Below are 14,107 nucleotides of genomic sequence, written 5' to 3'. Positions count from 1 at the left end.
TATTCTTCCTACTACCCGATCATTGTTGCTAACATGCCAAAAAAATTACTGCAATTATGCGATAGAATTGGGAGCAGAATACTGCGGCTTTTTAGGGTAATCCACCCCCAAACATAGCCTTGAAAACAGGTTTGTACAAAATAAAGCGTATCAAAATTCACACCATCAGCTTTGTTTAGCGTTAAAGCGTGTGTAAATCCAAAAAGAATGGCGGTTAATGCGATACTGGGATTCCCTAAATAAGGGATTTTTTCTTTTAACGACGAGGCTAAAAGCCCAAGTAAAATTCCGCGAAACATCATTTCTTCATCAAGACCTGGAAGGGTGAATTGAAAAGCTAGTGCTTCTATATTACATGCTACTTTATCAAATACAAACCCAGCGGTTATTGATAGTAAAACTATTCCTATTGCAGCGAGTAAAGCAGGTTTAAGATATGCTTTACTCTGTTTTAACGTAAAAAAATCAGTAGTTTTAAAATAGTTTCGAAACAGAAAATAAGAAATGATTCCCCAACTAATTCCATATAATTTACCTTCCCAATTCCAACTGCTTGCTATGAAAGTAAAGTCTGCCTGTATGGTTGGCAAAGCAAGAACCACCTGATACACCACAAAAATGAACACAACTAGTAAAAGCCGTTGAATGTGTCGTGTAGCCTTACTTTTTAACAGTAAAAAAGCAAAGGGCATTAAGAGTATAACTTGTAAAATTGCTTCAAGTAAAACTTCAGTCATGGTTCATTTCAATTGCCTATAGGTATCTTATCGATTATCTCTTATTTTTTTCTATCTATTGGATAAAAACAGCCTACAGCTGTCTACTTATTCAAGGTCCAAAGTAGGGCTTTTTGTTTAGTTGCTCTAAAAATTGTCGTATGCTGTTCATTGGGTTCATCGGAATAGGTCCATTTCAAAGCAGCAGCATTATTTGCGGTTAAAATAGACGCTAACTCCTGTGTATGTGGAAAAATATCTGTGGCATTCGATCCAGCAAACCAAAGCTTTCTGTTCGTTGTTTTCGTCTTTTCTAGGTTTTCATTTGCCGTTCTCACGAGAAAGTGATCATTCCACCATAAAGAAGGATCAAAGGCAATATAATTCGAAAATAATTCAGGTTCTAAAAAGAAGGTTTCCATCACAAATAAACCTGCGGCAGATTCTCCTAAGATCGTTTTTTCTCCTTTTGTACGATATCGTTGCTCTATTTCCTTAAATAATTCTTCTTTAATAAATGCTCGAAAAGCAGCTGAACCACCAACCACAGGTGCAATTTCTTTGTCTTTTGCCACCGTAGTAAAGCCCGTTAAATCTCTTCTTCTTTGGGTGTTTTCTATCCCCACTAAAATAACAGCCGGAATTTTTTGCGCCTTGATCAGCTCGTCCAACGTATTGGCTATATGGAGAAAATCTTCTGCCACTCCACCATCAGCCATGTAAATCACAGGTAAAGAATCCAGACCACTGCTATAGCCATCAGGCGTCCATACGTTGATCACCCGTTCCTCTTTTAGTTGATTTGATTGCAGTTTAAACGTATCATGTACTGGAATAACATCCTTATTCTCAGGTTTAGTAGCACAACTTACTAGTGAGATCACGCCTACTAGGCAGCCTATAATCGCAATTTTTGCTTTCATCTTCGTTCGTTTAATTCGTTAGACAAGGATTGACATCAGTAAATCGAACCAAAAGAACGAATGTAGTTCTGACTGTACGTTTTACTCGTTTTAAATGTATAAAATTTAGGCTTTGCTTTTACACGTATAGGACTGAATTTTAGTTTTTTGTTCGATATTTTTAAGAGAATCCCTAAAATCAACGTTAAATTGATGAGAAGATTAAAATTCCGGTTGATCTACGCCTATCTGATTCTATTGCAATAGATAGCCCCTCTTTCTTACCTTCTTTTGTCTCGATCCAAAGTCAAGTCCTCCTACGATCTAATACGTTGTCGTACTTGCCTGACTTGACCCAAGTGATTGTCGCTATATTCGTTCCTTTGTCTGTGTGAAGATTCGCATAACCCTCAAAATTACTTACCTTAGTTGACTGCTATTTATTGCTGCTATGCGACTAAAAATGTTCTTGATTAATCATTGACTACGTTCTTTTTTGTTCTTATTTTTACGAAAAATGCAATAAAATAAAAATCAGTACGAAAAAGAATGAATACACCAACGTTTGAACTTTCAAATGAACAACGTGCCTATTTAGGGCTTGAACCAGTTGAAGCCCATTGGGAACGCGTTTCCTTGTTTGACAAATACTATTATTTTGATGGGGATATTATACGCAAAGAAATTAGCGTGGGCGAACAAGGCTATACCGAACGCAGTCTCCATGAAAAAACAGCAGAGAATCGAAGCATTCTCTTACCTAAAACGTCCAAAGGCAAGAGCAAAAAGCTCAATTTTACGGCCTCTCAATCCTTTAAAGGGATTGGTGCTTATTTTTCCTTTTGGAACGAGTACCTAACGCTGTCCAATTATACCACACAGACCTCCTTTTATAGCGAACAGTTACCTAATCAAAAGCTAGAAGACCTGCCACTGTGGTTAGAGCAATGGATCGCAGATACCACCCCTCAAGAGTTAGAGGCGATTAGGCAATTTAGTCAAGCGCATCGACAGCACTGTAAGTATGCTGAGGGTGACTTTTTTGCTTTCAAGATAGGAAGAAAGCAATGGGGATTTGGACGTATCCTCCTCGATGTTCAAAAGCAGATTAAAACCAATAAAATAAAGCGAGACGAACACTTTGGACTAACGAATCTCATGGGAAAATGCCTTCTAGTCAAGGTATACCACAAAATAAGCGATACACCAACCCTAGATTTACACGCACTTGCTCAAACACCTGCACTGCCGTCTCAAATCATCATGGACAACCATTTTTACTACGGGCAAAATCCCTTAATTGGTCATCTTCCCTTGCAAACACAAGAATATGATATGCTGATTTCCTATAGTAAAAGCATCAGCAGTGACTCGCCGCGAATCGTTTACCTTCAATATGGGATGTTGTTTCGCACCTTAGATATCGAAGTGTTTGATCGCTACCTCCTACATGAGGATGACAGCCTCTATTTGGGTTATGAGGAAAATCCGTATCGCAAGGAGAGCTCGGGCTTTGGTTTGGATACTGCTAGTCTTGAAGACTGTATCAAGGCCCAATCAAATCTTCCGTATTGGCAGAGTGAAACCGCAAAATACGATACCCAGTTTGACCTGAGAAACCCAGCCAACCTGGCTATAAAGCGAGACATATTCAAGGCTTTTGGCTTAGATGCAGATCAAACATATACCGAAAATTTGCACCTAGCAGCAAACGAATGACTAACGCACAAAAAACAGTAAATTAAATAAACTTGAAAACCTTGCCCCATGGCTGCGTCGAAATACCGCTAAAATTCACGTTTATAAAAAACAAGGGGGCAATTATAGCAGTATGAGACCTGTTTCACAGGTAGTAAGTCCATTGTGACTCTATTAAAAAGCCCTTTTTCAATAGAGTCACAATGGACGCATTCTACTCGTACTACGTTGGCATAAGAACGAAAACTGGAGAGATTACCAATCAAAAGTATGGACGTCTAGGGCTGCCAATTGGCTTTCATATAATAAACAGTAGTTGAACGACTTGTTCAACTCTTTCTTCTTATTTTTACCTGGCTATCATCCGAAACAAGAAGTAACGTATGCTTGCTTTTTTGATTCATAAATCTTAACTATACTTGTCAAAATTATAAACGGATGCGTAATAAAATTGTCCTTCTCGGTGGTTTAGAACTAGGAAGATATGAAGAAGATAGTAAAACGTATATCCAATGGTTATCGCGTTTTACCAGTTCAAATTGGGAAAAAAACTTCCCTCAACTCGCGGCTTATCCCTATCATTTATTTGATTATGAGACAGAAGATCCCTTATTACCCCATTAATAGATCCAAAAAATGAATGAACAAACGTTCCCTCTTCAAGTTACCCAAACAACAGCCATGCTCATCGAGACTTTAGGGCATGCGGTAGAAGGAATTTACCTCTATGGTTCTTCTGTTCTAGGAGGACTACAACCCAAAAGTGATCTTGATTTTTTGGTTGTAGTCAATCGAGCATTAACGCTTGAAAGTAAAAAAAACCTTATCGCGCACTTACTCGTTTTATCAGGAGAAATTGACAATAAACAAGGAAAGCGATATTTGGAAATCACCCTGGTAAATCAAGCAGAGTTAAGTCAGTTAACCTTTCCAGTCTATCGGGAATTTCAGTATGGAGAATGGTTAAGAGATGACTATGTAAAAGGCTATATTCCCAATGTAGTAAAAGATGAGGATCTTGCGATTTTACTGCGAAAAGTAAGGCAAAATAGTCTTACCCTCTATGGAAAAGAGGCTGAAAAGGTAATTCCTGTTATTTCGGATTCGATGTTTAAGGACGCTATTCTAGCTTCGTTACCTCATGTACTAAAAGAGATCGAAGAGGATGAAACCAATGTGATCCTTACGCTGTGTAGAATGTATTACTCGATTCAAACGGGTGAAATCATTTCAAAAGACCAAGCGGTAGATGCGATGCTTCCTCTTACGCCTGATGTTTTCAAGCCTTTGCTTATCAAGGCGAAAGCTAGTTATTTGGGAAAAAATAAGGATTCATTAGATACCGATGCAGTTGTCTTACACCAGTTTGCTACTTTTATCCGTAACTTAATAAAGTCAAAAAAATGAAATCAAGCCCTAAAACTCCTGGTATACTAGTAGGAATGGGATCACGTTCTACAGTTCCTTTTTTTAGCACACAATTTGGATGCAGATTTTTTGACTAAAACGTTTGTATAACAAAGCGTAAGATGGGACAACCCTTTTACCATTTTCTGTTCATTCCCTTTTTCCAATCATAAGGCAGAAGAGATCCTAATGTAACAAACACCTCATTTTCTACTTCGACCATAGCGCTTTCATTTTCTTGTGCTAATTGAGACATTAATTCACGACAACGCAATCTAGGCTCATGGCAATATATAAAACAACTTTTCTCATAGTATTCGATTGTATTTCAGTATAATTACGATAAAAAACAAAGTTAAAAATTAACTTGTACGCTTCACTTTATCTCGTTCTCTTTTATTGTATTACGCACCTGACCTTATTGAAGTAAAAGCCAGTATGCTTTTTGTCGTTTTAAAATCAGGTATTTCGCTCGAACTTATTCACTGTTTCGGCTTAGTCTCCCCATTCCTTATGTATGTTGACAAAAATAATTCATCCTCTCTGCCCAATAATTAACACTTTCCCCCTTTCTATGTGCATTTTGTAATATAGGTATTTCGGTTTCCTCTACTCAATTATAAAGCATCTGAAACAGTACTATCGCGTACTAGATCGCTTAACGGAAGAAGGGGACATTCACAAAATAGCCACAGTGGAAGGAGTTATCAAATACGCCATTTGCCAGCAATGTACTTTAGATCAACATGAGCACAACCACATTCACTTTACCTGTGAACGCTGTCAAAATACCAGCTGTTTAACCGAAGTAGAACCGTCTTTTACTTTACCTAAAAACTACAAAATCAAAAATGTCAATTTTACCATTTCGGGTATTTGCCCTGAATGCAGCTAATTTGCTTTATTTTTTAATTGCTTATTGCTACGAAAAGGCGTTGAGTTTGTAGTTGAGGTAGAATCACCCCTAATCGCAAGACGCTTTGGATATTGTTTATTTGTATAGCACTAGAACGAAAAACACCCCCTTAGTGCTTCTGTTGTTCCACGGCTTGACCAATAAATAAAGCAGATAAAATCGTAAAAATATAGGCTTGTAAAAAGGCGGCTAGTATTTTGATGACATAAATAAACAAGGTCAACAGCAACGAAATACTAATACTTCCTCCTACTGTAAATTCTTCGTTTAAGAGAAATATAATGGCAATTAACCCCATAATGACCGTATGACCAGCCATATTATTGGCATACAACCTAATCATAAGGGAGAGTCCCTTGGTAAAAATACCCAGCACTTCTATGGGCATCAAGATTAATCGCACGGGATACGGCACACCCGGCATCCAAAAAATATGCTGCCAATAGGATTTATTTCCCTTCCAATTTACAATCACTAAGGTGAAAAGCGCCAAACAAAAAGTAACACTGATATTTCCTGTAACGTTAAAACCAAAAGGCGTTAATCCCAAGATATTGAGCAACCAAATAAGGAAGAACACCGATAATAAAAAGGGCATGAATACCTTGTATTGGGATCCGATGTTTGGTTTGGCAATTTCATCTCTTACATAGAGTATCAAGGGCTCCAATAATCGCCCCATGCCCTTAGGTACTTGATTGTGGTCTTTGCGGTAGCTTTTCGCCATTCCTATAAAAACCACAAATAGCAATAGCGCAATAAAAACTAATCCAACAACACTCTTCGTAATCGAGAAGTCCCAAGGCTTAATGAATTGTCCATCCTTGCTTATTTTCTCTCCCTTTGCATTGGCTTTGTATATTTTATTATGATCTAAAACATAGTAATTATTTCCATTTTTGGCTATTTGATTTCCGTTGATGAATGCCGCAGAAGAAAATAGCTGTACGCCATCGTCTAACAAGATAATAGGAAGGGGAAACCCATAGGTTTTGGCTTCGCTTTCATCCTTAAATAGGGTAAAGTAGTAATCATCCAACAGGTGGTGTTCAATTGTTTCCTTTATTTTTTCACTTTTACTACTGCTATTTTCCTCCTTTGAAAAGGCTAATAGCGAAGAAAAAGAAAGTAAAAAGACGAGTAAGCATTTAAAATATTTCATTCAATCACATAATTAGGTTATTGTACTTGAGCTTTTGGTTGAATACAAGCGCTAACGGTTTCAAATCCGGTGCAAACCTATTGAACAAAGCAGGGAGATTAGTTAACCTATGATAAATAATAAAAATCCCAAAAACAAAAAACACCAATCGTTGCTATTGGTGTTTTTTCTACTTCTTTTTTGGTTCAATCTTAACTCGCCACAACTTTCAATCCGAGAATCGATCCGATTAACGTGGTGATAAAAAAGATTCTCCAAAACGACATAGGGTCTTTGAATATAATGATGCCCACAAGCACAGTTCCCACAGCGCCAATACCCGTCCAGATGGCATAAGCCGTTCCCAAGGGTAGTGTTTGTGTAGCTTTAATCAAAAGAAGCATACTGATAATCATGGATATGGTAAAACCGATATACCAAGCGATAGCGTTACTACCTGTTTCAACTTTTGCTTTACCTAAACAAAAAGTGTACCCTACTTCAAATAAACCTGCAATAATTAAAATAATCCAATTCATACTATTTCTCTTTTTTGTTGCTGTAAATGTACTAGGAGGAATAAAATTTGAATTTATCTTAGGATAAAAAAAACCTCGACATCAGCCGAGGTTTTTTATCTAAATACGAATGAAATAGACGAATATTCCCTAAGAGCGAACTCGCTCCATCATTCGTTTTGCTTCTACTCACAATCTCCCTTACAATCTTCTGCTTGTTGGTAATCTTCAGCTGTAAAGATGTAATGCTCTGTCACATTACGATAAATATTGATATTTAATATATTTCTTGAATCACAAGGTACTTCTACTCCAAATTCAGTTTCGCACCTACCTTTTCCTTTCTCTGAACCACGTTGTAACAAAAAGACCTTTTTCTTCTTGTTATCATATACAACTTCCAATTTATTGATTCTCCCCTCTTCTCTTGTTTCAAAAAAGTCAACAAAATTATAATCTAGGGAAGGAGCATACATTTTTTCTTTCTTTTCGATTTTTTGTTCATTACGTAAAATAATCTCTTTACGTGGTATAGTTCTACCTGTATCATCGTAAAAAAAAGGTTTTAGTGTAATAGATACACCGCTTTGATTTTCTAAGGTATAACGGTAAGTTATAGGATCATCTCCTTCACAACTCACCAATCCGACTCCTAGCATCACACTGAGGAATAATAAAGTCAGGTATTTTTTCATAAAAATTGATTATCGTAAGGGTTAGTAATTAATACAAGAGCAAACGCATCGTATGCATCTTTTATCTTTCAAAAATCCAGGAGCCAATAATCCCCCAAAAGAAAGGAATAAAAACGAGGAGAAATTGGAAGAGTCCTTCCATCCAAGTTGATTCTTTTGTTTCCCTATCTTGGCCATACTTCGAAACAAGGTAAAGAGGACGATTGTATTTTTTAATGCTTCGTTCATTTATTTTTTTATACAACAGCAAGAAAGTCAGCGGGCTAAAAGAGATTAGCGTATGCGTTTTTTCTAGCGGTGTTAAGGTACCTTGAAACAACAAGAGAGCCGACAGTACAATGGGAATTAGTGCCAATACCAACGCAATTGTATACACCTCCTTTTTTCGCAAAACCCTATGCAATGGAGGGTAGATGAATGTGGGTATCCAAATGAAAAAAAAAGAATAAAATAACAAGAAGGATGGCATTGTGTTTCTTTAATTGAGTCGCTTAGAAATAGAGTAAATGCTTCGCAATGAAAAGCTGAGGCGGGTCAAGACAGCTGTGTTTTCAATCTATTACTTCACTTCCCATTTTGTCAAGGCGTTAATTGCAACCGTTATTTTTTGATTTCGTAAATGCCTGCTGAAGAATTCCAGATGAGCTTATTTTGATTTTCATTCCAGAAATTTAACCACCATGTTGCGTTTTTATCGTCATCTGCTTTTTTATGGCCAAATACCATTCCGAGATAAGCGTACGTATAGGTATCAGGATTACAATAACTTGCGGAAGATCCTTTTTCTTTAGGAAGCTCCTCTAAATTGTAAAGATCATGTAAACACTTTTTGGTTAGTTGATTTTTAATCGGATTCTCTTGTAAAGAAATGACTAAAGCTTTGATTGCAGCTAAAGAACTAATTTCGGGAATTTTGGAATTCTGAAATTTTACAGGTTGAAACTCATCCACAGGCTTTCCTGCTAAATGCGCTTGCCATTTATTCTTTATACTTTCAAGTTCTTCTTGACTGGTTTCAATTGTGATAAATCCAAAATTCTTATTTGTCAAACTTTGTAATAATTGATTGGCCCTTCCTGCAACAGTAAACAAATCATTTTCAAATACGATTCCTTTTCCTTCAAAAGTAAGATCACCACTCGATATTCTGTCCCAAATAATCAAACGACTGCTTCCTTTGAGGTTTGTTTGGGTTTTATCTGTGATTTGTTCAGTTAAAGCATGAAGAAAATCAATGTCCTTTGCATGATGATTAAGGGACGCATTCAATGTTAAAAAAACCTCACTCCAATATTCATCGTTTACATTTTTCTCCACCAATTCAGCTGAGGAAAGGTTTTGAGCTTCATCATACATTTCTTTTGTATAGTTTTCTATATTTTGTTGACTCCAAGAAGTCAGTAGTTTCTGAGAAAATGAAAATTGGAAACACAGGAATAGGAATAGAATTGAACTTGTAGTTTTCATTATCGTTTTTGGTTATTTCGGTTAATGTATAAGAAGGTTACAAACCAAAATAATGTTTCGTTTCGTAAAATCCGTCACAAATATAATTAACATTTTTAACAAAAAAAGATTCTAATAAAAAATTTGGGATAAAGGGGGTTACTCCTTATTTATGCTCCTTCAGTCCCACCTTCTCATCGTCGCATTGCTTCATAGGATAGCGACTATTTTATTAAATTTCTATTGTATTTCTCTTTTCAACCTAAGTATTTACTCTTCGTTTATTGTAACTTTGTCGCTTCGATTAACTCCCAATCGTTTAACTGTTTATTTTCTTCGTTTGGGTGATTGAACGCGATCGCAACAGAATGAAGAAAGAACAAGAAGAAAGAGAACTCACCCAGTGGACTGTCTGTTTAAGCTGTCATGGACTTGGAAAGAAAAACAAAGGACCTCGAAAAAAAGCGAAGTCAAGCCAACAAATCCCTACTCCTCTAGTACAAGTGGAAGGACATTCGACCTCCCATCTTTATACTTGTTCTACATGTAGCGGATCGGGTATTGTTCCTGCTTCTTTTTCTCCAACTCCCAATCTAAACTATCCCCATGTTGCTATCATTGGTGGTGGTATTGGCGGTATGGCCTTAGCGGTAGCTTGTTTACACCGTGGCATTCCCTTTACCTTGTTTGAACGCGATGAAAACGCAAGGGCCCGTTCCCAAGGGTATGGTCTTACCTTGCAACAAGCAAGTAAGGTCATGAAGGACTTTGGTATTGTAACGCTAGAAGAACAAGTGGTCTCCACCAAACACGTGGTTCACCATACGGATGGAAAAGTGCTGGGTAGCTGGGGATTGCGTAAATGGCAACCGCTAGACCCAAACAAATCCCCCAAAAAGAGCAATATTCACATTGCCCGTCAATCGCTTCGCCTAGCGCTATTCAATCAATTGGGAGATGATACAAAAATACAATGGGGACACCAACTGCTCGATTATACCCCCATCACCACAGACGAAATTGAATTGACGTTTCAGGTTCATGGAGCTCTTAAAAAAGAGAAAGCCAATCTTGTGGTAGGTGCGGATGGGATTCGCAGTGCCGTTCGTCGATTGAGTATGGGAGAGGAACCTACTCCCCTACACTATTTGGATTGCATGGTCATTTTAGGCATTTGTCCTTTAGCTGCAGTAAAAGACCTGACAACCAGTCCTTTATTAGATTCAACAACGGTCTTCCAAACCGCTAATGGGGAAGAACGCATCTATATGATGCCGTATACAACTGATACAATTATGTGGCAACTTAGTTTTCCGATTGGAGAAGAAGAAGCAATTGCACTCTCGCGATTAGGTTGTGACGCACTTCATGCCGAAGCCTGTAAAAGAACGCCCTGGCATGATCCGATCCCTCAGATTGTGCAAGCCACTTTACCCGATCAAGTTTCGGGTTATCCTGTCTATGACCGAGAGTTACTAACCTCTGAAAATTGGAAGGAACAACACGCCATTACCCTATTGGGTGATGCGGCTCACCCCATGAGTCCGTTTAAAGGGCAAGGGGCCAATCAAGCCTTATTAGATGCCCTACTCCTCGCTCGTATGATTACCAAAGGATGTAAAACTCCTTGGAGAGAACGTGGCTTAAGAACGGCTGTATTAGCTCCTTTTGAAACTGCTATGTTTGCGCGAAGTGCTACAAAAGTGAAAGGCTCTGCTCAAGCTGCTCAGTTGCTTCACTCGGCCTTGGTTTTAGAGGAATGCGATCAACCTAGGGGTTCTATCGCAAAATCCAAAGAGGAAGCTTAGTCAAGTAAAATTGCTACTGGATAAACGCAACACACTAACCACAGTGTTAAGAGGATTTCCTAAACTGTTATATCCATTTGGTATGAAGTGAAGTACAGATTCATTGCTGTCTAAAATGATTAACGGATCCCTTGCTGTCTTTGTATTTCATCCTCGTGACAATCTAAAATGCGAAACAAGGTATCCTTGGTAATCTGTTGATTTTCATCCCATACGGTTGCTTCTTCCTCTACCTCAAAAATTGAATACGAGAGCTGAATTTCATCCAGTAGATGAATGATCTTTTTTAACAACATGGCCATATCCTCGTGATCGTTATAAAAGAGTACTCCGGTATATAAGGGTTCTTTATTTTCTATTTTATCCTTTAGTTCACCTAAAGATACCTTAGTAAGACTTTTTATTTTAAATAAGGACGAGCTATCTATCGCTGTTTCAGTTAGTGTAATTGCTATTTTGGACATCGTTTTTATTTTTAAATTTTGCTGGATTATGGGGCTTATCATTTGTCTCTTTCTACAATGACCTCCATCTCCTCTATTCAAATCTTCTTCCGTTGTTGCAGCCCGTTCGGGCTTATCCGCTCCATGCGAATACGATTATCAATTAGACTAAGATACTCGATGTAGCAGACATCTATATAAGTTTTTTACTATTCCCTGTGCTAATTTATCCGATTAGCTAACTAATCAACTAGTATGCAGTACATTAAAAATAAAAAAGTAGAACACCTATATCGTCATTCTACCTTTTTATTTATATAATCAACTGATTTTAAAATTTACCGAAAAAAGAGTTTATATCAAAATAATACACGCTAGTTGATCCATCTGCTTTTTCCACTTGTATTACATCAAACATTTTTCCTTTGTGTTCAGCTAAAGATTGACTTCTAAATTTACAATCCGTACAGTTTGCTTCGATATAGCTATATTCTTCACTTACACTATTCACTTTGATCGCCGTATCAAAAGATGAACCTTCTTGTACGTTTGTCTTTTTTCTAGTATCAATAAAAGTATAATTTTCAGTAGCCATGTCTACACTGATTTTCTCAGCTGAGAACTTGATTCGATTTTTGTCCAGCACCTCATATTGATATACATCCGTTTGTCCAGAGTATTCATGAAACTCATAAAACTTACCATTTTCAACCCACCAGTTCCCTTTTTCTATTCCATTATTTGCATTTCCATCTAGTTTGTAGCTAAAATCTAAAACAAAGGTACCATCCGCCTTTCTTTGCATCTCCCATTGTTTTTCCAACCCTTCCATTTGTTCATCTTTTTCAGATCCTCCCCAGGTACCTACTAATCGTTTATCAATTTGTTTTTCATTGTTTACCGTGATTAAATGCGATCCACAAGAGGTAAAAAAAAGGAGGATAAAGGATAGCATCCATAAGTTAAAATTTTTCATACTGTATTGGTTTGTTTTAATGTTTTGTAACTGCTTCTGTGCTTTTTAAACTGACGATCAATTGAAACAATACACTTCAACTTAAACCCTCATTTAGACAAAGCCATTTTATTTTACTAAATTAACACTAAATACAATAGAATTGGTTTTAAAAACTTGTAAAAGACGGTGCTTGCGATTTATAGTAAACCAGTCCTTTAAAAAACGTACAATATCCTTAATATATGGGTGTATTCCTGAGAATTAGGAAGATGATGACAACGGGTCATAGCAATATGCCTCAAATTCTGCAATGGCGACTACGATGCATACAAAGAAAAAACAGCGCAATTTTTTATTGGTGTTATTCTTCTTTTTGTACTTCTTGGAACCTATGATTATTTAAAAATTACCAAAATAATGGTAAGCGATAATAGTATAGAAATTCAATGTTTCTTAGGCCTGAGGACAAAAATTATTACGTATCCCGAAATTGTAAGAATCAACCAACACAAAATGTGCTACAAGGAAAAGCTGGGCAAATAAGCGATGGGTTTCATCTAAGTGAATTTGTTTTAGCGGATAAAAGCTCGTTTATTCTATCGCCTGATAAATTTGGAAATTATACTCCATTATTATTAGCTATTAGAAGAAATCTGGATCGACTACATCCGTAATGCGTGAATGGGAGTGCGGTATAGTTTGCTCATTGCTCGTTGTTCGTTGTTCGTTGCTCGTTGTTCGTTGTTCGTTGTTCGTTGTTCGTTGCGCGGTTCGTTAGACTGTTCTAATTTAGGTAACTCGATCTCACCACTTACCACTTACCATTGACCACTTAGCCTTCACCACTTACTACTTACCACTTACTACTTACCACTTACCACTTACCACTTACCACTTACCACTTACTACTTACAAAACTAAAAAAGGAAAAAAACAAGGACAATCCCCCCTTCCGTTCTCTTCCACTTATGGGATAAAAAAAGTATTTTTTTCCTTTCTTTTCCAAATTGAATAATTATAAATAATTGATTTTCAACTTACTGAACAAACAAAATAAAGACCATGTAAAGGGTTTGTAAGGGGATAGTTAGTACCAGCAAGGGTTTTAGGCCTTTTTACCAATGTTGCCCCTTACAAACCCTTTACTATCTACCTGTGAGTGGTGAATGGTGAGTGGTGAATGGTGAATGGTGAATGGTGAGAAAACGAAATCACTGGCACAGTTTGACCAAAATAGGCGGCACAAGTACTCCGAAATCACTGGCAAAAAACAAACCGGAATATCCAGTAAACTTACGAAAAATACAAATAGGACAGCTTTTGGCGGATTAGAAAACAAAAGCGTTCAATCCAACCAAAAAAACCTCGTATTTTGCCAAGCTGATGTTGAACTAAACCTTCGGTAGCTTTTCCGTTAGAAGTCATATATTTAGGATATTAAAAAAATAAAATTATGGTA

15 protein-coding genes are annotated in these 14,107 nt (G+C 37.1%); 6 read left to right on the top strand and 9 right to left on the bottom strand.

The genetic code is table 11. From position 1 onward, the window contains the following. Nucleotides 1-11: 11 nt before the first annotated feature. Entirely contained in the window at nt 12-737 is a 726-nt protein-coding gene (locus tag ACPDHL_RS13385; RefSeq protein WP_430533256.1) for a CPBP family intramembrane glutamic endopeptidase, read from the bottom strand. 83 nt (nt 738-820) lie between these two features. Next, on the bottom strand, nt 821-1,639 hold the full coding sequence (locus ACPDHL_RS13380; RefSeq protein ID WP_430533255.1) for an alpha/beta hydrolase: 819 nt from the start codon (nt 1,637-1,639) through the stop codon (nt 821-823). A 528-nt stretch (nt 1,640-2,167) separates the two neighbouring features. Here ACPDHL_RS13380 and ACPDHL_RS13375 point away from each other — a divergent pair. The 4 genes from ACPDHL_RS13375 (at nt 2,168) to ACPDHL_RS13360 (ending at nt 5,618) form a co-directional block, all read left to right on the top strand. Beyond that, nucleotides 2,168-3,337 (top strand): immunity 26/phosphotriesterase HocA family protein, encoded by a 1,170-nt coding sequence (locus ACPDHL_RS13375; RefSeq protein ID WP_430533254.1) that lies wholly within the window; start codon nt 2,168-2,170, stop codon nt 3,335-3,337. Nucleotides 3,338-3,754: 417 nt separating this feature from the next. Continuing rightward, the gene (locus ACPDHL_RS13370; protein WP_430533253.1) at nt 3,755-3,940 is read left to right on the top strand and encodes a hypothetical protein; all 186 of its coding nucleotides are present in this window, start codon (nt 3,755-3,757) and stop codon (nt 3,938-3,940) included. A gap of 12 nt (nt 3,941-3,952) precedes the next feature. Further along, a complete protein-coding gene (locus ACPDHL_RS13365) occupies nt 3,953-4,723 on the top strand; it encodes an aminoglycoside adenylyltransferase family protein (RefSeq protein ID WP_430533252.1) in 771 nt (256 codons plus the stop codon). 694 nt (nt 4,724-5,417) lie between these two features. Continuing rightward, on the top strand, nt 5,418-5,618 hold the full coding sequence (locus ACPDHL_RS13360; protein WP_430533251.1) for a hypothetical protein: 201 nt from the start codon (nt 5,418-5,420) through the stop codon (nt 5,616-5,618). A gap of 130 nt (nt 5,619-5,748) precedes the next feature. Here the strand turns inward: ACPDHL_RS13360 and atpB are convergent, their stop codons facing one another. From atpB to ACPDHL_RS13335, 5 genes are all read right to left on the bottom strand, one after another. Then, complete coding sequence (gene atpB / locus ACPDHL_RS13355; protein ID WP_430533250.1) at nt 5,749-6,801, bottom strand: F0F1 ATP synthase subunit A; 1,053 nt, start codon at nt 6,799-6,801, stop codon at nt 5,749-5,751. A 191-nt stretch (nt 6,802-6,992) separates the two neighbouring features. Next, nucleotides 6,993-7,319 (bottom strand): DMT family transporter, encoded by a 327-nt coding sequence (locus tag ACPDHL_RS13350; RefSeq protein WP_430533249.1) that lies wholly within the window; start codon nt 7,317-7,319, stop codon nt 6,993-6,995. Nucleotides 7,320-7,483: 164 nt separating this feature from the next. Next, entirely contained in the window at nt 7,484-7,993 is a 510-nt protein-coding gene (locus ACPDHL_RS13345; RefSeq protein WP_430533248.1) for a hypothetical protein, read from the bottom strand. 61 nt (nt 7,994-8,054) lie between these two features. Further along, complete coding sequence (locus ACPDHL_RS13340) at nt 8,055-8,369, bottom strand: hypothetical protein (protein WP_430533247.1); 315 nt, start codon at nt 8,367-8,369, stop codon at nt 8,055-8,057. 224 nt (nt 8,370-8,593) lie between these two features. Continuing rightward, nucleotides 8,594-9,460 carry a hypothetical protein gene (locus tag ACPDHL_RS13335; protein ID WP_430533246.1) on the bottom strand — a complete coding sequence of 289 codons (867 nt, stop codon included), beginning with the start codon at nt 9,458-9,460 and terminating at the stop codon, nt 8,594-8,596. Nucleotides 9,461-9,807: 347 nt separating this feature from the next. Here ACPDHL_RS13335 and ACPDHL_RS13330 point away from each other — a divergent pair, with 347 nt between their 5' ends. Continuing rightward, nucleotides 9,808-11,247, top strand: a complete 1,440-nt coding sequence (locus ACPDHL_RS13330) for an FAD-dependent oxidoreductase (RefSeq protein ID WP_430533245.1) — start codon at nt 9,808-9,810, stop codon at nt 11,245-11,247. A gap of 119 nt (nt 11,248-11,366) precedes the next feature. On the opposite strand, the gene ACPDHL_RS13325 is transcribed toward ACPDHL_RS13330, so the two are convergent. Next, nucleotides 11,367-11,711 (bottom strand): hypothetical protein, encoded by a 345-nt coding sequence (locus tag ACPDHL_RS13325; RefSeq protein ID WP_430533244.1) that lies wholly within the window; start codon nt 11,709-11,711, stop codon nt 11,367-11,369. Nucleotides 11,712-12,021: 310 nt separating this feature from the next. Further along, nucleotides 12,022-12,666, bottom strand: coding sequence for a lipocalin family protein (locus ACPDHL_RS13320; RefSeq protein ID WP_430533243.1), 645 nt, complete (start codon nt 12,664-12,666; stop codon nt 12,022-12,024). Nucleotides 12,667-13,163: 497 nt separating this feature from the next. Here ACPDHL_RS13320 and ACPDHL_RS13315 point away from each other — a divergent pair, with 497 nt between their 5' ends. Then, a complete protein-coding gene (locus ACPDHL_RS13315) occupies nt 13,164-13,322 on the top strand; it encodes a hypothetical protein (RefSeq protein ID WP_430533242.1) in 159 nt (52 codons plus the stop codon). The last annotated feature ends 785 nt before the right edge of the window (nt 13,323-14,107 follow it).

The organism is Myroides sp. C15-4, assembly GCF_050522745.1.
Lineage (GTDB): Bacteria > Bacteroidota > Bacteroidia > Flavobacteriales > Flavobacteriaceae > Flavobacterium.
Note: the sequence above shows the minus strand (reverse complement) of the source record. Positions and strands in the feature narration are given on the sequence as shown.

What these genes read in the sequence shown, in the direction of transcription:
- ACPDHL_RS13385 (WP_430533256.1), bottom strand. Translation starts at nt 737, where the DNA reads ATGACTGAAGTTTTACTTGAAGCAATTTTACAAGTTATACTCTTAATG.
- ACPDHL_RS13330 (WP_430533245.1), top strand. Translation starts at nt 9,808, where the DNA reads ATGAAGAAAGAACAAGAAGAAAGAGAACTCACCCAGTGGACTGTCTGT.
- ACPDHL_RS13320 (WP_430533243.1), bottom strand. Translation starts at nt 12,666, where the DNA reads ATGAAAAATTTTAACTTATGGATGCTATCCTTTATCCTCCTTTTTTTT.
- ACPDHL_RS13380 (WP_430533255.1), bottom strand. Translation starts at nt 1,639, where the DNA reads ATGAAAGCAAAAATTGCGATTATAGGCTGCCTAGTAGGCGTGATCTCA.
- ACPDHL_RS13335 (WP_430533246.1), bottom strand. Translation starts at nt 9,460, where the DNA reads ATGAAAACTACAAGTTCAATTCTATTCCTATTCCTGTGTTTCCAATTT.
- ACPDHL_RS13350 (WP_430533249.1), bottom strand. Translation starts at nt 7,319, where the DNA reads ATGAATTGGATTATTTTAATTATTGCAGGTTTATTTGAAGTAGGGTAC.
- ACPDHL_RS13370 (WP_430533253.1), top strand. Translation starts at nt 3,755, where the DNA reads ATGCGTAATAAAATTGTCCTTCTCGGTGGTTTAGAACTAGGAAGATAT.
- ACPDHL_RS13345 (WP_430533248.1), bottom strand. Translation starts at nt 7,993, where the DNA reads ATGAAAAAATACCTGACTTTATTATTCCTCAGTGTGATGCTAGGAGTC.
- atpB (WP_430533250.1), bottom strand. Translation starts at nt 6,801, where the DNA reads ATGAAATATTTTAAATGCTTACTCGTCTTTTTACTTTCTTTTTCTTCG.
- ACPDHL_RS13365 (WP_430533252.1), top strand. Translation starts at nt 3,953, where the DNA reads ATGAATGAACAAACGTTCCCTCTTCAAGTTACCCAAACAACAGCCATG.
- ACPDHL_RS13325 (WP_430533244.1), bottom strand. Translation starts at nt 11,711, where the DNA reads ATGTCCAAAATAGCAATTACACTAACTGAAACAGCGATAGATAGCTCG.
- ACPDHL_RS13375 (WP_430533254.1), top strand. Translation starts at nt 2,168, where the DNA reads ATGAATACACCAACGTTTGAACTTTCAAATGAACAACGTGCCTATTTA.